We start from the raw sequence: 20,012 nt of genomic DNA, 5'->3' as shown, positions 1-20,012 counted from the left end.
CGTAGGGCTTTCCCATCGCAACACCTCGCCGACAAGGTGTTGCACTTCGTTTGTGAACTCAGGGGACCCACGCCAGTGTCCCCACGTGCGACGTCCGATAATGCGCGTGCGCCTCGGAACTCTCCGCCGCCCTACCTAAAATGCTTGCTCAGCTTCAGTCCCTGCGCCTGGTAATGGCTGCCGAGATCGCGGCCGTAGAGCGTCTCCGGCACCTCCATCATGCGCTCGTAGACCAGCCGCCCGATGATCTGCCCGTCTTCGAGAATGAACGGCACCGTGTGCGAGCGAACCTCGAGCACCACGCGCGAGCCCGCGCCGCCGGCCGGAGAATGCCCGAAGCCCGGATCCATGAAGCCCGCGTAGTGCACGCGGAATTCGCCGACGAGCGGATTGAACGGCATCATCTCGGCCGCATGCGTCGGCGGAATGTGCACGGCTTCCTTGGAGGCGAGAATGTAGAACTGATCCGGATCGAGGATCAGGCGCTGCTTGGCATCGGCGCGCACCGGCTCCCAGTAGTCCGCCACCGCACACGCGCCCGGCCGGTCGACGTCCACCACGCCGGTATGCTTGCGCGCCCGGTAGCCGACCAGCCCGTCGCCGTCGCCCGCGAGCGCCACCGACAGTGCGATGCCGTCATGAATGTCGGCCGTCGTACCGGACACCAGCGTCATCGCCGCCTGGAGCTTTTCCAAATCCGCATCGCTCTCGCGCGGATCGCCATGCCGGAAGCGCAGCTGCGACAGCTTCGATCCCTTACGCACGACGATCGGGAAGGTCTGCGGACAGATCTCGGCATAGAGCGGCCCGCGATAGCCGGCCGGCACGAGGTCGAAGGCCGAAACGCCGTCGGCGATCACGCGCGTGAACACGTCGAGCCGGCCGGTCGAACTCTTGGGGTTCGCGGAGGCCGAAATGGCGCCGGGAAGGTTCAGGCTCTCGAGCAGCGGCACGACGTAGACGCAGCCCGTCTCGAGCACGGCGCCGTTCTCGATGTCGAATTCATGCAGCTTGAGATCGGCGAGCCGGTCCGCGACCGCGCCGCCCGGCCCCGGCAGGAAGCTCGCGCGCACCCGGTAGGCTTTCGGCCCCAGCCGCAGATCCACGCTCGCGGGCTGGAGCTGGCCGGCTTCGATCGGCACTGAGCCCGCCAGCGCCCCAGCCGAGATCAGAGCGCGAATGGCCTGCACCGGCAGAATGCCGACGGCAGCAGCGGCTCCGAGCGGAGGTTGCGGCACGGTCTCGGCGGCTGGCTCGGCGGCATTCTTGGCGTCGTTCGTCATCGGGAGGCTCCCTTTCAGCTTGCGTCCTAGACGAAGCGCCTCTTGACGCCAAGAGGCCGGAGGGTCTAATCCGCTCCTGTCGCGGGCCGCGCCTCAATTCTCGGCCCGCATCGTGGTGATTTGGCCGGCCGGCTTGCAGCCACGTTAAACAACTCGCTAAAGAGGGCCCACGCGCGCGACCCGGTTTCTGGTCCGCCCTGGCTCATGCAAGCGGGGAGGACGGCCGGGTTTTTTCATGGGCGACCGGATACGCCCGCGCGAAGGACACGAGCGATGGCAAACGACAAGACCCCGGTCTCGGCCGACCCCGCGAGCTGGAGCCCCGAAACGCAACTCGTCCACGGCGGCGTGATGCGCTCGCAGTTCGGCGAGACCTCGGAAGCGCTCTTCCTGACGCAGGGCTTCGTCTACAATTCCGCCGAACAGGCCGAGGCGCGCTTCAAGAACGAAGACCCCGGCTTCCAGTATTCGCGCTTTTCGAACCCCACCGTCTCGATGTTCGAGGAGCGCCTGCGCCTGCTCGAAGGCGCCGAAGTCTGCCGCGCCGCCGCGACCGGCATGGCGGCCGTCACCGCGAGCCTGCTCTGCTTTTTGAAGGCGGGCGATCATATCGTAGCCGCCCGCGCCATGTTCGGCTCCTGCCGCTACATCGTCGAGACGCTGTGCCCGCGCTTCGGCATCTCCATGACGCTGATCGACGGCCGCGACATCGAAAACTGGCAAGCCGCCCTGCGCCCGAACACGCGCGGCTTCTTCTTCGAAACGCCCGCCAACCCCACGCTCGATGTCGTCGACATCGCCGCCGTCTCCGCGCTTGGCCGCGAGCACGGCATCATCACGGTGGTCGACAATGTGTTCGCAACGCCGATGCAGCAGCGCCCGCTCGCATACGGCGCGGACGTCGTGGTGTATTCGGCGACCAAGCACATCGACGGCCAAGGCCGCTGCCTCGGCGGCGCGGTGCTCTGCTCTGAAAAATTCCTGACCGACCACCTGCAGGATTTCATCCGCCAGACCGGCCCGTCGCTGAGCCCGTTCAATGCCTGGGTTATGCTGAAAAGCCTTGAAACGCTTCCGATCCGCGTGCGCGCCCAGACCGAAACGGCCGCCCGCGTCGCCGACGGCCTCGCCGGCATGACGGGCATCAGCCGCGTCATCTATTGCGGGCGCGCCGACCATCCGCAGGCCGACATCATCAAGAAGCAGATGACCGGCGGCGGCCAGATGATCGCGTTCGAGGTCGAGGGCGGCAAGGAAGCTGCTTTCAAGCTTCAGAACGCGTTGAAGATCATCAAGATTTCCAACAACCTCGGCGATTCGAAGTCGATCATCACGCATCCTCCGACGACCACGCACTACCGCATCGGACCCGAGGCGCGCGCCGAGCTCGGCATCACCGACGGCATGCTGCGGCTGTCGATCGGCCTTGAAAACGCGGATGATCTCGCCGCCGATCTCGAAGCCGCCGTGAAGGCCGCGCGGACGTCCTAGTCTTTTTGCGGCTTGAAAACATTGACGGCTGCGCGCGACTGCATGGTAATGCTCACGAAACCGAGAGGCAGACAGCCCCCGTGAGCGACGACACTCCCTACGAGCAGGTGACCGAAGGCATACGCATCCGCGTGTCGCCCGAGTATTCCGACGATCAATCGACGCCGGACGAAGCCTACTTTTTCTGGATCTACACCGTCGAGATCGCCAACGAGAGCGAGCATACGGTCCAGCTGAAAAGCCGCCTCTGGCGCATCACCGACGCGAACGGCAAAACCGACGAAATCCGCGGCCCCGGCGTCGTCGGGCAGACGCCCGTCATTCCACCCGGCCAGTCGTTCACCTACTCGTCCGGCTGCCCGCTTTCGACCGCCTCCGGCATCATGGTCGGCAGCTACCAGATGACCGACGAGGGCGGCCGCCTGTTCGACGTCGCCATTCCTGCCTTTTCGCTCGACAGCCCGTACGACGCGATGCGGCGCGTGAACTGAGACGTCGAGACCACCGCGAGCGAACGACGATGCCGAAGCCGGACGTAACCTCATCTGCGATCACGCTGCTGGAACGCCTTGTGTCCTTCGACACGACGAGCCACAAGCCGAACCGCGCCATCGTCGCCTTCGTGCAGGATTACCTGTCCGGCCAGGGCATCGGCTCCGAGATTGTCCCGACGGCCGATGGCGAAAAGGCCTCCGTGTTCGCTACCATCGGGCCGGCCGGCGTGCCGGGCATCGGCCTCTCCGGCCACACCGACGTCGTGCCCGCGGACGCGTCGGCGTGGACCTCCGACCCGTTCACGTTGCGCGAGGCCGAGGGCCGCCTCTACGGCCGCGGCACGGCGGACATGAAAGGCTATCTCGCCTGCGCCTTGGCGATGGTTCCGTCTTTTAAGACCCGCCCGCTCAAGACGCCGATCCACCTGCTGTTCTCCTACGATGAGGAAACCGGCTGCACGGGCGTGCGCCCGATGATCGCCGAGCTGGGCGACAGGCTGCCGAAGCCCCGCGCCGTCATCGTCGGCGAACCGACCTCGATGGCCGTCGTTGACGCGCACAAGGGACCGGTCCGCTGGTCGGTCGAGATTACCGGCCGCGCCGCTCATTCCAGCATGGCCCCGCTCGGCGTCAACGCCATCGCCACCGCCGCGCACCTGATCGCCGAGTTGAACCGCTTGGAGCGCGATCTCGCGGCGCTGCCGCCGGACGTCCGCTTCACGCCGCCGTTTCCAACCCTCCAGGTCACCGAAATCTCGGGCGGCATCGCCGCGAACATCGTCCCCGCATTCTGCCGCTTCGGCTTCGAAGTGCGCGCGCTCCCCGGCGTCGACATCGACGCCATCGAACGCCGCCTCGTGGCTTTCGCGGACACCGAGCTTCTGCCGGACATGCGGCGCGTCGCCCCTGAGGCCGGCATCACAATACGCCAGACCAACCGCGTGCCGCCGTTCGCGGCCGGCGCGTCGGATATCGTCGCCCTGGCCTTGAAGCTCGCCGGCCAGAACGACACGCAGGCCGTGTCCTACGCCACCGAAGCCGGCCTCTTCCAGGCCGCGGGTATCCCGTCCGTCGTCTGCGGCCCCGGCGACATCGCGCAGGCCCACACCGCCGACGAATGGATCGCCGTCTCCGAAATCGAGAGCTGCCTGGATTTCATGGGCCGCCTCGCCGACTGGGCCGAAGCCTGAGCGCCCGCGACAGAGCTTCTGGCGCGACAGCTTGAGGACGAAGAAAGCGGCGCAAAGCGCCCGGGAGCGAGGCGACCCGGCGCCGTCATGGCGAAGCCATGCTCCGCACGGACTGCGCCGGCCCTCCACACAGCACAACGCGTCTTGAACGATCCCTCTCTGAGCTTGCGTACAGTATGAAAAAAGACATGAAAAAAGGCCGCTTGGGGGCGGCCTTAGGTCGTGTTGGTTTGGAGATATTAGGTCAGTGAAAAGTTCGGATATCCGAACGCTTGGGACACAACGCTTTCGCGACTTCGTTGAACAGGATCTGCTGACGCAGGGCATAATCGACCTGCGGAGTACGCAGGAGGTCAGTCATCAGGGCCACGTGCGCTTCGAGTGTCGAAGCGACGGCGGAAAGGCCCAACGCACACCACTGGGTAAACAAAGCCGCCTCGGGATCGGATGAGGCCGAAACAGATGCCTCGGCCAACCCTGCGCCCATTTCGACAGACGAGGCGGCGCTCGCGAACCCCGCGCCAGCCGTTGCCGGCGCACGGTCCGAAACCTGTGGAGCGGCGCTGAACGCCGCTGAAGAGTGCGCCACGTCGCCACCCGGGCTGCGCAGCGGTTCGACTTTCAGTTTTTCCCGGAGACGGCGGATGGTCGAGGGGTCCGAGACGCCGATCGCCTTGATGGCGGTCGTCGGCCTGAGATTCGGGTCCGCCTCGAGCAGGTCCGCCACGCGGCGGAGCTGCGAACTGTCGTCCAGTCCGCTGCCCTTGGGGCGGCCGCGGCGGGCATCTTCGGAGGGCATGCCGTCATCCAATTGCCGATTCATTGACCGGAATCTTGCGGACTTTTGGCTGGGTTTGCAAAGAAGAAAAAGTGAGAAGAACCAAGAACAAAGGCGGTCGGCTTAACAATTGTTGCGAAAATGATGCTTCAGCTTGTATGTCAGCGGGAACAAAGGCGGAAGGCCGCCGCCTCCCACCCCTAGCCGATGAACCCGCGGATACGCGCCAGGTTGGAGAGCCTCACCTCCGAGCGCGCCCCCATCTGGCCGATGATTTCCGCCGCCGCAAAACTGCCAAGCCGCCCAGCCGCCTCCAGGTCGTAATCGTGTGCCAGGCCGAACAGGAAGCCCGCCGCATAGAGATCGCCCGCCCCGGTGGTATCGACGACCTTGCTGATGGGCTCGGCGGCGACGACGATCCGCTCGCCCTCCGAGATGATGACGGAGCCCTTCTCGCTGCGCGTCAGCACGGCGAGCGGCGTGTCCTTCGCCACGCGCGCGGCCGCCTCTTCGAAATTCTCGGTCTCGTAGAGCGACAGGATCTCGCTCTCGTTGGCGAACAGGATGGCGATGCCGGACCGGATAAGGTCCAGGAATTCCGCCCGATGGCGGTTGACGCAGAACGAGTCCGACAGCGTCAGCGCCACGCGGCGGCCGGCCTTGTTGGCGATATCGACGGCCTGCCGGAACGCGACCTTGGCCTCGTCGCGGTCGAACAGGTAGCCTTCAAGATAGACGATGTTGGCGTTTTGGATGACAGCCGGATCCACCTCGCCCTGGTCGAGATCGGTGCTGATTCCGAGAAAGGTGTTCATCGTCCGCTGGCCATCCGGCGTGACGAGGATCAGCGACCGCGACGTGGCGCGATTGCCGTCCACGACCGCGGGCGTATTGAACGCGACGCCCGTGGCGCGGATGTCGTGCCGGAAGATGCGCCCGAACTCGTCCTCGGCGACCTTGCCGATGAACGCCGACCGGCCGCCGAGCGAGGCGATGCCGGCAGCCGTGTTGGCGGCCGAGCCGCCGGAGATTTCCAGGCCCGGCCCCATGGCCGCGTAGAGAGCGTCGATGCGAGGCGTGTCGACAAGGTTCATCTGCCCCTTGGGTGCGCCGTGACGCTCCAGAAAGCTGTCGTCGCACCGGCCGATGATATCGACGATCGCATTGCCGATCGTGACCACATCGTATTGCGAGCCTGCCATAAGTCTCTCCCCGTCTCGTCCCTGAGCGTGCTGGGACTATACCATTGGCGCGCCGGGAGCAACGCGATGCCCGCGCAGTACTGCACAGGGTTCAATGCCGCCCGCCCGAGCCCCCCTAAGGCCGGTATCGCTCGGCAGCCGCCGGGCCCTACCGGCGCGCGTCGCCGCGGCCGCTCACCATCATGGCGAGGCCCATCATCAGACGCTCCGACAACGCCGTTTCGAGCGCCCCCGCCAGGCGCCCCGCTTTGGCAGCGCTTGCAATTCTCGCCAGCGCATCGTCGAGCCGCGGCGCGGACCAGAGGCGACACTGAGCGGCGAAGGCATCCTTTTGCTTGAAATGCAGCGGCGGGCGCATCTGCCGGAGCACATCTTCCAGCGAGCTGCCGCGATCCAGTGCGGCCCGCACCCGGTGCAACCGCTGGAAATGCCGCTGCGTGGCCGCGATGATCGCTTGCGGGCTTTCACCGGCCGAAACCGCCCGCCCGCACTCCGCGACCGCCTTGGCCGCCTGCCCGGCCGCCGCCGCGTTCGTGATCCGCTCCAGCGCGAGTTCCGACACGTCGCCGACGATGGCCTCCACCTCGGCCACATCGATGGCCCCACCTGGCCCGACGTACAGCACGAGCTTTTCGATCTCACCGCGCGAGAGGGCCCGGTCCGCGCCCAGCCGCTCGACCAGCGCATGGCGGGCATCGGATGAAATGGTCACGTTCGCCTCCCGCAGGATGTCGCGAACGAGCCCTTCGAGATCCTGGGCCGCGTCCGCATAGCAGGCGATGGCGGCCGCCACGGGAGATTTTTCGAACAGCGTGCGCAGCGTGTCGTCGGGCTTCAGGTTGCCGCCCTCGACGATCAGCACGCCCTCCCGCACGCCGCCCTCGACGAGCGGCTTCAGCAGCGCCGCCGTCACGCGCCGGCTCTGGGTTGTGCGAATGATTTTCGGGCCGCCGAACATCGGCACCGTATTGAGTTCCACCGCCAGCCGGTCCGGATCGTTGTCGAGATCGGCGTCGTCGAGGCGGATCATCTCGCCCGGCGGGTCTGAGCGCTGCGCCGCCGCCTTCGCGAGCATCTGCGCGCGCTCGCTGACGAGCCCGACGTCGGACCCGAAAAACAGCACCGCGCGGATTTTGGGGTCGGGCGCGTTGAGGAACGCCTGGGCCTGATGCGCCTTGACGGCAACCATGGGAAACGCCTTCAGAAGCAGCCGGAAGGTCGCTTGGGGATCAGCTCCGGGACGAGACGGATAAGTGAAAGCTAGAGTGCTTCCGGAAAAGTGGGAACCGGTTTTCCGGTAAGAAGCACGACAACACAAAGATCTAGAGTCGTTCCGCGCTTCCACTTAAAGCGGAACGGCTCTAGGCGGCGCCTGCGAGATAGGCGGAGAGGCGAGCCTTGAGATCTTCGCCGATCACCTTCGCGGCGCGGTCTTCTGCGTCTTCGCGGGCGCGGACGTTCGAGAAGATCGAGAGATTGCGCTCGAAGCTGGCGCGTCCGAAGCTCGTGCCGGAAGCAACGACGGTCTTGTCCGAAATACGGATCAATTGGAATTTCGCTTCGACGTTGTAGATCTGGCCCTGCGAGTTGCCGTCGATCTCGACGAGGGTCGAGGTCACGCTCTCGCGGATGGCCACATCGAGGCGCAACTCCGGATTGATGACTTCGCCGCCGCCGCCGGTGGCGTGGAAGATCAGTTCGTTGCGGATCTGCTGGCCAACACGGCCCGGGATTGTAGTGACGGAGAGCTTGGCGAGCCGCGCGTCGGCGTTTGCGCCGATACCGGCTGAGCCGTACAGCGGCTTGAAGCCGCCGTTGCCGCACGCTGCCAGAAACGGCACGACGATCGCCGCCGCCATCGCGAGCCGCGATGCCGAGTACCACCCGCCAGTCCGGCTCGAAACATTCCGGTTCATGACGCCTGCACGCATGGTCCCGCCCGTGTTAGGCAACGACATTCACAATCCTTTGCGGCACGACAATGATCTTCTTGGGCTGCCGCCCTTCCAGCGCCCGGATCACTGGATCCAGCGCCAGAGCGGCGGCTTTGATCTCGTCTTCCGCAGCGTCGCGCGCTACCGAAATCTCGTCGCGGCGCTTGCCATTCACCTGTACGGCAATGGTGATCTTATCGTCAACGAGCAACGCCGCATCCACGGCCGGCCAAGGCTGATTGGCGAGCAAAGTGTTGTATCCGAGCCGCGCCCAGCATTCCTCGCCGAGGTGAGGCATCATGGGGCCGATCATCTGCACCAATAGTTCGACGGCCTCCCGTAGAACCCAGGCGACATCTTCGCTGGTCTTTGCTCCATCGCCGGATTTGGCCAATGCAGCCGACAAGATGTTGGTAAATTCATAGATCTGCGCCACGGCCACGTTGAACCGCAAGGCTTCGATGCTTTGCGCCACGGCGTGCGTCGCCTTGTGGGCGGCGCGGCGCAGTGCCAGCGCTTCAGCCGACAGCGTTTCGGGCTGGCGCGACCCCTTGGGCGCAGCCTTGTCGGCCAGCTCGTCCACCACGCGCCAGGCCCGCTGCACGAACCGGCCCGCGCCCTGGATGCCCGCTTCCGTCCAAACGACATCGCGCTCGGGCGGGCTGTCGGAGAGCATGAACCAGCGCGCGCAGTCGGCGCCCCAGCCGGCGATGATGTCATCGGGATCGACGAGGTTCTTTTTCGACTTCGACATCTTCTCGATGGAGCCGATGACCGCCGGCTTGCCCGTCGCCGCCTCGACCGCGCGCCGCCCGTCGCCTTCGCCCTCGAACCGGATCTCGTTCGGCAGCAGCCACGCGCCGGCGTCCGACTTATAGGTCTCGTGGGTCACCATCCCCTGCGTGAAGAGCGCCGCGAACGGCTCCCGCAAGTTCTTGGTGCCGTGCCCGGAATCCGAGATCGCGCGATAGAAGAAGCGCGAATAGAGCAGGTGCAGGATCGCGTGTTCGATGCCGCCGATGTATTGATCGACCGGCAGCCAGTAATTCGCCGCGTCCGTATCGATCGGCGTCGCCGCGTGCGGCGCCGTAAAGCGCGCGTAGTACCAGGAGCTGTCGACGAACGTGTCCATCGTGTCCGTCTCGCGCCGCGCCGCCTTCCCGCAGGTCGGACAGTCGACGTGCTTCCACGTCGGATGACGGTCCAGCGGATTGCCGGGCTTGTCGAACGTCGCGTCATCCGGCAGGCGAACCGGGAGATCCTTCGCGGGCACCGGCACGATGCCGCAATCCTCGCAATGGATCACCGGGATCGGGCAGCCCCAGTAGCGCTGGCGCGAGATGCCCCAATCGCGCAGGCGGTAGTTGATCTTGCGCTGGCCGGCGGGCCGGCCGCCCAGGGTGGCCTTTTCGAGCCGGCTGGCCGCTTCCTCGAAGGCGGCGTCCGTGGACAGTCCGTCGAGGAACCGCGAGTTGATCATCGTGCCGTCGCCGTCGGCCGCTTCGTCGCCGATGATGAAGCTCTCGGCCGTCGCGCCCGGAGGCAGGATGACGGGGATGACGGGCAGGTCGTAGGCGCGCGCGAAATCGAGGTCGCGCTGATCGCCCGACGGGCAACCGAAGATCGCGCCAGTGCCGTAGTCCATCAGCACGAAGTTGGCGACATAGACCGGCACCGTCCAGTCCTTGTCGAACGGATGCACGGCGCGGATGCCCGTGTCGAAGCCGCGCTTCTCCGCCGACTCGAGATCGGCCACTGAAGTTCCCATGCGCCGGCATTCGTCGCAGAACGCCGCCAGCCCGGGATTGGTCGCGGCCGCCGACTTGGCCAGCGGATGATCCGGCGCGATCGCCATGAACGACGCGCCGAACAGCGTATCCGGCCGCGTCGTGTAGATTTCGAGTTCGGACTGCCCCGCGGGCGCCGTGGCGCCATCCAGCGCCCAGCGCACCAGCATGCCCTCGGACCGGCCGATCCAGTTCGCCTGCATCAGGCGCACCTTCTCCGGCCACTTGTCGAGCGTGCCGAGCGCATCCAGCAGCTCATCCGAATAAGCCGTGATCTTGAAGAACCACTGCGTCAGCTCGCGCTGCTCCACCAGCGCGCCCGAGCGCCAGCCGCGGCCGTCGATCACCTGCTCGTTGGCGAGCACCGTGTGATCGACCGGATCCCAGTTCACCTTCGACGACCGGCGATAAGCGAGGCCGGTCTTCAAAAGGTCGAGAAACAGCTTCTGCTGGTGGGCGTAGTAGTCCGGGCTGCACGTCGCCAGCTCACGGCTCCAGTCGAGCGAAAGCCCCATCGCGCGCAACTGCGTTTTCATGGCGTCGATGTTGGCGTAGGTCCACGTCGCCGGGTGCGTCTTGCGCTCGATGGCGGCATTCTCCGCCGGCATGCCGAACGCATCCCACCCCATCGGATGCAGCACGTTGAAGCCCTTGGCCCGCTTGAAGCGCGCGAACACGTCGCCCATGGCGTAGTTGCGCACGTGCCCCATGTGGATGCGCCCGGACGGATACGGGAACATCTCGAGCACGTAGCACTTGGGCTTGCTGCGGTCGTCCGAGGCACGGAAGATCTCGCCGTCCTCCCAGGCCTTCTGCCAATGCTTCTCTCGTGCGGGCGCGTTATATCGTTCGCTGGCCATGGGGGGCTTTCGTACGTCTCGGGATTAAGGTTTGCGGCGTAATGAGCCCGAAAGGCACGGGCGGGTCAAGGCAGCGTCCTGCCGCCACGGGGTCGCAAGTCCTCATGTCGATGTTTAGCGGATTTGTCGACATGAGGGGCTAAACATGTCGATGCCGTCGACACGTTCAGCGAGATAGGTCGGAGAAAGCCTATTTGGCCGACATATCCTGATTTTACCGTGCCGCCCCGACCCCCAGCGCAGCACCGGCACCTTCGAGCGGATAAGGCTTGAAGCCATGCTGGTTGCTTTTGAGCAAATCCAGGAACCGCGTGTTGAGGTACAGAACCTCCCGCCCTTCCTTTCTTTGCTCGAGCACCCCGGCGGCCGTCAACTCCTTGAGGTATTTGGCGGCAATGTTGCGGCTCGCGACCCTGTTTTCAACTAGGTCCCCCGTTCGGCAATAGGGTTGTGTGAAGATCAGCTCGACGAGTTCCCGGCTATAGATCTTCGGCTGGACCGCCTTCACATACTGCACGGTGTCGTCCATGAGCGTCTTGAGGGCCTCGATCTTCCTCGTCGTCCAGTCCGCGGTCTGCTCGACGGCATCGAGCATGAACAGGATCCAGGGCTCCCACGCCCCCTCGGCTGTGACGCCGCTCAAGAGTTTGTAATAGCTGTCGCGGTTCGCGTTGATGTACTGGCTGAGATACAAAATCGGCAGATCGAGCAGCTTTTGCTCGATTAAATACAGAATATTGAGGGCGCGACCGGTGCGGCCGTTGCCGTCCGGAAACGGGTGAATGGCTTCAAACTGATAGTGACCGATCGCCATGCGGATAATGGGATCGACACCATCCTCCGCGTGCAGATACGTCTCCCAATTGCTGAGCTTGGCCCGGATGACATCGGCGCCCTCTGGCGGCGTATAGATGACCTGTCCCGTCGAGCGGTTTGAGATCGTCGTGCCGGGCAGCGCGCGGACGTCGAGATCGTAATCTTTGATCGTCCGGCACAAGGTGAGGGCCGTTTGCACCGTCAGAGGCCGGACTTTGAGATTGTCGAACCCATTGCGCAGCGCGGTTCGGTAGCGAAGGATTTCTCGTGTCGCGGGATCGGCATGCTCGCCGTCGGTATTGGCGAAGCGGTAGAGCCTGTCGTTGGTCGTGACGATATTCTCGATTTCGGAGCTGTCTTGGGCTTCTCTGAGCGGAATGGAGTTGATCAAGACATCCTGATTGGGGATCAGCTTTGCGGCCTGCCGCAGCCCCTCCAGCCTCCGGGTCGCGTCGATGCATTTCCGCAGAACGGCTTTGGTCTCGATGTCCTGAAAGGGAGGAAGCTCTGGCAGCGCATTATGGGGAACGCTGGGATTGAATACCATGATGGCCCTAATTCCATGATTTTTAGTGCACGTTTGTCCAATAGGACCTATGCCAGGGCATGTCGAGACAATCGAGCACTGAAAACGCAAAAATCAGTGCATATTCTCCAGACATGCCCTGTTAAAGTGCACGTCGCTAAATCATGCACTGATTTCTATAATTTTAGGGCATAAGGAGCCTTCACGCGCCCCATGACCGACCTAACCGCCTCCTCGCTCGCCGCCCTTGCCGACGTCCAATCGCGCCTATCTGCCGCTGCGCGCGAGGCCGGGCGCGATCCGGCATCCGTGCATCTCATCGCTGTCTCCAAGACGTTCGAAGCCGCCGACATCACGCCTGTTCTCGACGCCGGCCAGCGCCTGTTCGGCGAGAACCGTGTCCAGGAGGCCAAGGCGAAGTGGCCGGACCTACGCATCCGCTATCCGGACACGGAGCTGCACCTCATCGGCCCGCTGCAGTCGAACAAGGCCCGCGAAGCCGTCGAGCTGTTCGACGCCATTCACACCGTCGACCGCCCGAAGATCGCCCGCGCCATCGCCGACGAGCAGCAGCGCCAGGGCAAACGCCTCAAGCTGTTCATCGAGGTCAACACCGGCGAGGAGCCTCAGAAGGCGGGCATCGCACCGAAAGAGACCGCAGCCTTTCTCGCCCACTGCCGTGACGAGCTCGGCCTCGAAATCGCAGGCCTCATGTGCATCCCGCCCGTTGACGAAGAAGCCGCCGTCCACTTCGCCTTCCTGGCCAAGCTCGCCCGCGATCTCGGCCTCCCCGAGCTAAGCATGGGCATGAGCGGCGATTTCGAGACCGCCACCGAATTCGGCGCCACCTACGTCCGCGTCGGCTCCGCCATCTTCGGCGCCCGCTAACATCTCCCCTACTGCCTACTGCCTACTGCCTCTCTCTCTACCCACAGCTTTCGCGTTTCCGCGGCCCTGGCGTGCCCCACGCCGACCGGCCCCCGATGCTAGCCTTTCGGCAACTGTGTGATTCGCTCGGGCGGGTCCGGGGAACCATTCGGTTCGCGCCGGGATTCCAAGCCCGCCGACGAGAGCGCCAAGAGAGGGAGACCGGCATGAACGCACCCGCACTCAAGGTCGTAGACGCCCGCGCCGACGCAGCAGCGGCCGATGCCGCCCGCGACGCGCGCGCCGAGGTCCTCAAAGAGGCCAAGGAGACCGCCGCCGAAACCAAGACGGTTGCCAAGAAGGGCAAGAAGGCCTCGAAGCGCGCCTCCGACGGCTGGAACCGCTTCGTTGTCGACATCTGGCTCACTGACCTGAACTTCACGGAGTTCGGAATCTACAAGCGCACGCGCAACCGCGCCAAATCCCGCCAGTTCACGTCCGACATGGATATCTTCGGCGAGATCATCGAGAACGGCGAGCGCACGGGCCTGTTCGGCTATCGCGAGGAAATCTGGAAGAAGGCGACCGGCATGGACCGCCGCCTGGTCTTCAAGCTCTTCACGCCGAACCTCGGCTGGCGCGCCACCATGGACCTGATGGTCGGCCGCTCGCTGCAGCAGACGATCGGCGCGCGCGGCCTGCCGGTGATGACCTATTCGATCAACACCGACGACGACAATTACATCATCTACCTGGAGCGCTCGGCCAACAAATGGCCGTTCATGCCCGAGCACTTCTCGTTCTTCATCATCGACAGCAAGGGCACGCCGGAATTCTACCGGCTGAAGCGCGCCTTCATCAATCTCGGGGGCGACTACGCGCTGATCGATCAGAACGGCGAAACGGTCGGCTATCTCGACGGCAAGGTGTTCTCCATCGGCGGCAAGTGGAAGGGCCAGATCCGCGAAGGCGCCGACAAGCGCCTGATGACGGTAATGAAGCTGTTCGGCTCCATGATGGTCTTCAACGGCGAGTGCCGCCGCCACATGAAGCGCCTCTACAAGGGCGTGCTCGCCGGCAAGGTGAAGCCCGAGCTGGACCGCCAGGAAACCGACCTCTACATGAACCCGCGCCGCGTCCGGTAGAGTGCTTCCGGAAAAGTGGGAACCGGTCATGGCGAAGCCATGCCAGCAACCGAGTGGCGAAGCCATGCCAGCCAAGTGATCGAGAAGAAGCACGACAAAACCAAGCCTGCCTGCTCTTGAGGCAGCACGTCGCTCGCAGCGGCCTAAATTTTCATCATCGAAGGCGCGACATCGAAAGGTGCCGCGCCTTTCTCGTTTGAAATATCGGGGGAAACGCCTTCAAACGCGCTCTGGCACAAATCTTGATCCTTCGGCCCGCACAATAAGCAATGGGCGCAATTTCACGCCACATTGCACAAAATACACTCAGGGCCCGGGGGCAAAAAAATGGATCCAACGCTACAAGGCGCCGACGTCTTCTTTCTCTTGATGGGCGCCATCCTCGTCTTCGCCATGCACGGCGGCTTCGCCTTTCTCGAAGTCGGCACCGTCCGGCATAAGAACCAGGTCAACGCGCTCGTCAAAATCCTCGTCGACTTCGCGATCTCGACCGTCTGCTACTTCTTCATCGGCTACTGGATTTCGTACGGCGTGATGTTCCTCGCCGATGCCGCGGCCATCTCCGGCGGCGACCCGGCCTTCGCTCCGCAGGGCATGGCGCTCGTGAAGTTCTTCTTCCTGGCCACCTTCGCCGCCGCCGTACCCGCGATCATTTCCGGCGGCATCGCCGAGCGCGCGCGTTTCGGGGCTCAATGCGCCGCCACCGCGCTGATCGTCGGCCTCGCCTACCCGCTGATCGAAGGCGTCGTCTGGAACGGCAACTTCGGCATCCAGGAAACGGTCTTCCTCGGCATGCTCGGCGCCAACTTCAAGGATTTCGCGGGCTCCATCGTCGTGCACGCGTTCGGCGGCTGGGTCGCGCTCGGCGCCATCCTCTGCCTCGGCCCGCGCCTCGGGCGCTACGACGGCAACCGGTCGGTCGGCATCCCGCCCTCGTCGCTCCCGTGGCTGGCCATGGGCTCCTGGTTGCTGTGCGTCGGCTGGTTCGGCTTCAACGTCATGAGCGCACAAAGCCTCAAGGGCATCTCCGGCCTCGTCGCCATCAACTCCCTGATGGCCATGTGCGGCGGCATCCTTGCAGCGCTCGTCGCCGGGCGCAACGATCCGGGCTTCGTGCACAACGGCGCGCTGGCGGGGCTCGTCGCCGTCTGCGCGGGATCCGACATCATGCATCCCATCGGCGCATTCGTGACGGGCGGTGCGGCCGGCGCCATCTTCGTCGTCATGTTCCAGGTCTCCTCCAACCGCTGGAAAATTGACGACGTCCTCGGCGTCTGGGCCCTGCATGGCCTGTGCGGGCTCTGGGGCGGCATCGCCTGCGGGATCTTCGGACAGACGGCGCTCGGCGGCCTCGGCGGCGTCACGTTCCAGTCCCAGCTCGTCGGCAGCGTCCTGGGAGCGGGCTTCGGCCTCGTCTGCGGCATCGCGGTCTACGCTTTCGTCAATGCGGTCTTCGGCCTCCGCCTGTCAGCCGAGGAAGAACGGCGCGGCGCGGACCTCTCGATTCACAAGATCGGCGCCAACCCGGAAGACGACGTCCGCATGGGGCGCGTCTGACACCAGACGGCCTGCAAACAAGAAGGCCGGAGCGCAGCGATGCGCTCCGGCCTTTTTCTATTCGACGAACATTCCGACTGCGATCAATGCAGCACGGCCGGCGCGTCAGCGGCGGTCTCTGCCGCCGGCGCCTCGCTCGCATTCGACGTCTCGGACGACCCGGCCAGCGACCTGTCGATCGCGCGCAGGTCCTCGACGAACGCCGACAAGCGCCCGGAAATCTTTTCGATGAAATGATCGGCGAGCGACGGATCGGCCGTCATGTGCGCCAGCATTTCGGCACGCGTGATCCTGAGCGCCCGCACCGGCGTGCGCGCCACCACCGTCGACGAACACTCGGTCTCGATCAGCATCGTCATTTCTGAAATCAAAGCGCCTGGCGGAATATCCTCGCTGTCGCCCGCGAGCCCCGGACCGACTGTCCGCACCGCTTCGCCGGAAATCACGAGCACGGCTGCATCCGTCTCCGCCTGCGCCGTCACGATGACATCGCCCGGCTTGTAAACGATCCGATCCGCGCGGCGCGCGATCTCGGTCAACTGAAGTGGCTTCAGCCCTTGAAACAGAGGCACCTTGAGAAGTGGCAGCACCAGCGCGTCGATCGCCATGACAATAAATCCCCGCAAACATGAACTCGGCATGCGTTACGCGATACCGATGCGCCGGGATGCAGAAAGGCAAGAATTCGGGCCGCACGCCCGGGCCTCTTGCAATCGGCGCGAGGCGAAAGGTCCGGTGATTCGGGGGTGCCGGTCCAGCGTCAGCCGTCGGAGTGTGGACGACCGCTGGATAACCTGTTCATGACGCGAGTTTGTAGCCGCCGGTCTCGGTCACGAGAATCTCAGCATTCGAAGGATCTTTCTCGATCTTCTGGCGAAGCCGGTAGATGTGCGTCTCGAGCGTATGCGTCGTGACGCCAGCGTTGTAGCCCCAGACTTCATGCAACAGCGTTTCGCGCGAAACGACCTTGTCGCCGGTCCGGTAGAGGTATTTGAGGATCGCCGTTTCCTTTTCCGTCAGGCGGATTTTGCCGCCCTTGTCGTCGATCAGCAGTTTCGACGCCGGCTTGAACGTGTACGGCCCGATGCCGAAAACCGCGTCCTCGCTCTGCTCGTGCTGGCGCAGCTGCGCCCGGATGCGCGCCAGCAGCACGGCGAACTTGAACGGCTTCGTCACATAGTCGTTGGCGCCGGCGTCGAGCCCGAGAATCTGGTCCGCATCGCTGTCGTTCGCGGTCAGCATGATGACGGGGCTCTTGAACCCGGTCTTGCGCAGCAGGCGAACCGCCTCCCGCCCATCCATGTCCGGCAGGCCGACGTCGAACACCACCAGGTCCGGATGGCCCGCCTTCGCCGCCTCGATTCCCTTGGACGCCGTGCCGGCGACGGACACCTCGAACTCCTCGTGGAGGGCGAGCTGGTCGTGCAGGGATCCACGGAGATCCTCGTCGTCATCGACAAGCAGGATCTTGCGTGCAGCGCTCATTCTCTGGGGCTCCGGTGTTGCTGGGGTGATGGCAGACGCACCCTCTTAGCATCTGCTCCCGCCGTGAGGTAGGGTGCCGTGAACCCCGAGGGTTAGCGGGGCCGCCGTCGTAGGGGAAAGGGAAACATCATCATTGCCCGTCACATCGTCGTGAGAAGCCTTTCGCCGGGCAGCGCACGCGGAATGCTTCGCTGCGGCAATCTCACACTCCCTTGCGCCCTCGGCCGCGGCGGCATCGTGAGCCGCAAACGCGAAGGCGACGGCGCGACCCCCCGTGGCGTGTTCCGTTTTGAAGGCGGCTACTTCCGCCCGGACGCTCGCCGCAGGCCGCAGTCGTCGCTGCGCCTTGTCGCGACGCGGCGCCACGATGGATGGTGCGACGCAGCAGACGACCGCAATTACAATCGGCGTGTCAGCCTTCCCTATCCGAAGAGCGCTGAGCGCCTGTGGCGCGACGACCGCCAATACGATGTTGTGGTCGTCATCGGCTACAATCGCCGGCCACGCCGCCGCGAAGCGGGCAGCGCCATCTTCCTGCATGTCGCGCGAGAGGGACTTCGCCCCACGGAAGGCTGCGTTGCGCTCGCCTACCGCGACGTTCTGAAGGTGCTGGCCCGCATCGGCCCCGAGACGCGCCTCGTCATCGTCTGATCGCCAAAAAGAAAAGGACCCGGAGCGCGAAGCCCCGGGCCGAGTTTGGAGCACGTCTAGGGGAGACGCGTGCTCGGGAGAAAGATCCAGATGGCTGCGGCCCGCCGGCACGAGGCCGGCGAACCGCGGGGTCCTAGAGCAAAGGCCCTAGTGGTTGTAGGCGCGCTCGCCGTGGTCGACGAGGTCGAGGCCCTGGCGCTCGTAGTCGGGGTTCGGACGCAGACCGACGAGGATGTCGACGAGCTTGAACAGGATCGCCGACAGGATGCCGGTGAACAGGATCGTGAACCCGACCGCCTTCGACTGGATGATCACCTGGGTCATCATGTCGTACGAACCGGCGACCAGCTCACCCGGCTTGGACGTGTAGTCAGCCAGGCCCGAGCCGCCGAGGTCCGGGCTGACAAGGATGCCCGTGGCGATCGCGCCGATGATCCCGCCGATGCCATGGACGCCGAAGACGTCGAGGCTGTCGTCATAGCGGAACAGGTTTTTGATGGCCGTGCAGGCGAAGAAGCAGACCGCACCGGCGACGAGGCCGAGGCAGATCGCGCCCATCGGGCCCGAGAAGCCGGCGGCCGGCGTGACGGCGACGAGACCGGCGACGACACCCGACGCAAGGCCGAGCAGCGAGGGACGTCCCTTGAACAGCCATTCGACGGCGATCCAAGACAGGCCCGCTGCAGCCGTGCAGACGAACGTGTTGAGCATGGCCACGAAGGCCGTTGCGCTGGCTTCGAGGTTGGAGCCGCAGTTGAAGCCGAACCAGCCGAACCACAGCAGCGCCGCGCCGACCATCGTCAGCGTGAGCGAGTGCGGAGCCATCTGCTCGCGGCCGAAACCGACGCGCTTGCCGACCATGAGAGCGCCGACAAGACCGGCGATGCCGGCGTTGATGTGCACCACGGTGCCGCCGGCGAAGTCGATTGCGCCCCACTTGAACAGCAGCCCGGCATCAGCCGTTGCGGCAGCGAGCGTTTCGCCACCGGCCTTCGCGGCTTCGGCCATGACGTCCGGACCGCCCCAGTACCAGACCATGTGCGCCATCGGGAAGTAGACGAACGTGACCCACAGGGCCACGAACAGCATCACCGCCGAGAACTTCATGCGCTCGGCGAGCGAGCCGACGATGAGCGCCGGCGTGATGCACGCGAACGTCATCTGGAAGCAGATGAAGGCGAGTTCCGGAATGTAGACGCCATTGGTGAACGTCGCCGCCATGGAGGCGGGCGTGACGCCGGCGAGGAACATCTTCGAGAAGCCGCCCACGTAGTCGTTGAGCGCGCCGCCGTTGGTGAAGGCCATGCTGTAGCCGTACGTCACCCAGATGATCGAGACCATGCAGGTGATGGCGAAAACCTGCATCAGGATCGACAGCATGTTCTTCGAGCGAACGAGGCCGCCGTAGAACAGCGCCAGGCCCGGGACGGTCATCAGAAGAACGACGATCGTCGAAAGGAACATGAACGCGGCATCACCCTTGTCGACCGTCGGCGCGGTCTGCGCCATGGCGGCCCCTGCCGTGCTGAGGGCAAGGAGTGCGGCTGCACCCGATGCGCCCGCGACGCGTGTCAGTAATCTGAGTGTCATTGTGATCGTACTCCCTCGTGTTGCCCCATTGATCGCCGCCCGTGCACTGCGGCCGTGTCGACGTCGTTTTGTGCCGGCCCGTACGCGTCGGACGCGCCGTGACCCATGGGCCCTAGCGCGGGGCTCTGCACCCCGCGGCGGCCGGCCAGGTTCTTGAAGGAAGCGAAGCGTCTGCTCGTCGAAATCATGAACTACCCCCAGTGACTCCACCGTCGAGGAGCGCACCGGAAAGCTTGGTATCAAAAGTCATGCCAATCTGAGCAAGACGCGGAACACATTGAAACATTTATGACTTCTTAAGTGATCTGCCTGCGGCATAGGCGATTTCAAATCTCCGTTCGCCGAAGTTTCAGGCA

The 20,012-nt window shown here is 64.7% G+C and carries 17 protein-coding genes and 1 riboswitch; of the genes, 7 read left to right on the top strand and 10 right to left on the bottom strand.

What is annotated here, in order from left to right; translation table 11 throughout:
* Positions 1–131: 131 nt before the first annotated feature.
* Positions 132–1,283, bottom strand: coding sequence for a 2'-deoxycytidine 5'-triphosphate deaminase (locus tag ACTIFK_RS17810; RefSeq protein ID WP_439544357.1), 1,152 nt, complete (start codon positions 1,281–1,283; stop codon positions 132–134).
* Between the two features lie 102 nt (positions 1,284–1,385).
* A riboswitch (SAM riboswitch) is annotated at positions 1,386–1,464 on the top strand.
* A 92-nt stretch (positions 1,465–1,556) separates the two neighbouring features.
* Between ACTIFK_RS17810 and ACTIFK_RS17805 the strand changes: the two genes are divergently transcribed.
* The 3 genes from ACTIFK_RS17805 to argE all read left to right on the top strand — a co-directional run bounded on the left by ACTIFK_RS17805 (position 1,557) and on the right by argE (position 4,458).
* Positions 1,557–2,774 carry an O-succinylhomoserine sulfhydrylase gene (locus tag ACTIFK_RS17805; protein ID WP_439544356.1) on the top strand — a complete coding sequence of 406 codons (1,218 nt, stop codon included), beginning with the start codon at positions 1,557–1,559 and terminating at the stop codon, positions 2,772–2,774.
* An 80-nt stretch (positions 2,775–2,854) separates the two neighbouring features.
* Positions 2,855–3,265, top strand: coding sequence for a Co2+/Mg2+ efflux protein ApaG (gene apaG, locus ACTIFK_RS17800; RefSeq protein WP_439544355.1), 411 nt, complete (start codon positions 2,855–2,857; stop codon positions 3,263–3,265).
* A 29-nt stretch (positions 3,266–3,294) separates the two neighbouring features.
* The gene (argE, locus tag ACTIFK_RS17795; RefSeq protein ID WP_439544354.1) at positions 3,295–4,458 is read left to right on the top strand and encodes an acetylornithine deacetylase; all 1,164 of its coding nucleotides are present in this window, start codon (positions 3,295–3,297) and stop codon (positions 4,456–4,458) included.
* Between the two features lie 244 nt (positions 4,459–4,702).
* Here the strand turns inward: argE and ACTIFK_RS17790 are convergent, their stop codons facing one another.
* The 6 genes from ACTIFK_RS17790 to fic form a co-directional block, all read right to left on the bottom strand.
* Entirely contained in the window at positions 4,703–5,257 is a 555-nt protein-coding gene (locus ACTIFK_RS17790; protein ID WP_439544353.1) for a hypothetical protein, read from the bottom strand.
* A gap of 179 nt (positions 5,258–5,436) precedes the next feature.
* Positions 5,437–6,438, bottom strand: coding sequence for an adenosine kinase (locus tag ACTIFK_RS17785; RefSeq protein WP_439544352.1), 1,002 nt, complete (start codon positions 6,436–6,438; stop codon positions 5,437–5,439).
* 148 nt (positions 6,439–6,586) lie between these two features.
* On the bottom strand, positions 6,587–7,627 hold the full coding sequence (holA, locus tag ACTIFK_RS17780) for a DNA polymerase III subunit delta (protein ID WP_439544351.1): 1,041 nt from the start codon (positions 7,625–7,627) through the stop codon (positions 6,587–6,589).
* Positions 7,628–7,799: 172 nt separating this feature from the next.
* The gene (locus ACTIFK_RS17775; protein WP_439544350.1) at positions 7,800–8,396 is read right to left on the bottom strand and encodes a hypothetical protein; all 597 of its coding nucleotides are present in this window, start codon (positions 8,394–8,396) and stop codon (positions 7,800–7,802) included.
* The gene (gene leuS / locus ACTIFK_RS17770) at positions 8,383–11,019 is read right to left on the bottom strand and encodes a leucine--tRNA ligase (protein ID WP_439544349.1); all 2,637 of its coding nucleotides are present in this window, start codon (positions 11,017–11,019) and stop codon (positions 8,383–8,385) included. Before leuS ends, ACTIFK_RS17775 begins: the two co-directional genes overlap by 14 nt.
* A 214-nt stretch (positions 11,020–11,233) precedes the next feature.
* Positions 11,234–12,472 carry a protein adenylyltransferase Fic gene (gene fic, locus ACTIFK_RS17765; RefSeq protein WP_439544348.1) on the bottom strand — a complete coding sequence of 413 codons (1,239 nt, stop codon included), beginning with the start codon at positions 12,470–12,472 and terminating at the stop codon, positions 11,234–11,236.
* A gap of 102 nt (positions 12,473–12,574) precedes the next feature.
* Between fic and ACTIFK_RS17760 the strand changes: the two genes are divergently transcribed.
* From ACTIFK_RS17760 to ACTIFK_RS17750, 3 genes are all read left to right on the top strand, one after another.
* Entirely contained in the window at positions 12,575–13,249 is a 675-nt protein-coding gene (locus tag ACTIFK_RS17760; protein ID WP_439544347.1) for a YggS family pyridoxal phosphate-dependent enzyme, read from the top strand.
* A 206-nt stretch (positions 13,250–13,455) separates the two neighbouring features.
* Positions 13,456–14,373, top strand: coding sequence for a hypothetical protein (locus ACTIFK_RS17755; RefSeq protein WP_439544346.1), 918 nt, complete (start codon positions 13,456–13,458; stop codon positions 14,371–14,373).
* A gap of 327 nt (positions 14,374–14,700) precedes the next feature.
* The gene (locus tag ACTIFK_RS17750; RefSeq protein ID WP_439544345.1) at positions 14,701–15,930 is read left to right on the top strand and encodes an ammonium transporter; all 1,230 of its coding nucleotides are present in this window, start codon (positions 14,701–14,703) and stop codon (positions 15,928–15,930) included.
* An 83-nt stretch (positions 15,931–16,013) separates the two neighbouring features.
* On the opposite strand, the gene ACTIFK_RS17745 is transcribed toward ACTIFK_RS17750, so the two are convergent.
* The gene (locus tag ACTIFK_RS17745; protein ID WP_439544344.1) at positions 16,014–16,538 is read right to left on the bottom strand and encodes a Crp/Fnr family transcriptional regulator; all 525 of its coding nucleotides are present in this window, start codon (positions 16,536–16,538) and stop codon (positions 16,014–16,016) included.
* 190 nt (positions 16,539–16,728) lie between these two features.
* The gene (locus ACTIFK_RS17740) at positions 16,729–17,415 is read right to left on the bottom strand and encodes a response regulator transcription factor (RefSeq protein WP_439544343.1); all 687 of its coding nucleotides are present in this window, start codon (positions 17,413–17,415) and stop codon (positions 16,729–16,731) included.
* A 183-nt stretch (positions 17,416–17,598) separates the two neighbouring features.
* Here ACTIFK_RS17740 and ACTIFK_RS17735 point away from each other — a divergent pair, with 183 nt between their 5' ends.
* Complete coding sequence (locus ACTIFK_RS17735; protein WP_439544342.1) at positions 17,599–18,066, top strand: L,D-transpeptidase family protein; 468 nt, start codon at positions 17,599–17,601, stop codon at positions 18,064–18,066.
* Between the two features lie 147 nt (positions 18,067–18,213).
* Here ACTIFK_RS17735 and ACTIFK_RS17730 read toward each other — a convergent pair whose 3' ends face one another.
* Positions 18,214–19,656: an ammonium transporter gene (locus tag ACTIFK_RS17730; RefSeq protein ID WP_439544341.1), complete on the bottom strand. Its 1,443-nt coding sequence runs from the start codon at positions 19,654–19,656 to the stop codon at positions 18,214–18,216.
* Positions 19,657–20,012: the final 356 nt, after the last annotated feature.

Origin of the sequence: Hyphomicrobium sp., assembly GCF_051860585.1 — a bacterium.
GTDB lineage: Bacteria > Pseudomonadota > Alphaproteobacteria > Rhizobiales > Hyphomicrobiaceae > Hyphomicrobium_C.
Note: the sequence above shows the minus strand (reverse complement) of the source record. Positions and strands in the feature narration are given on the sequence as shown.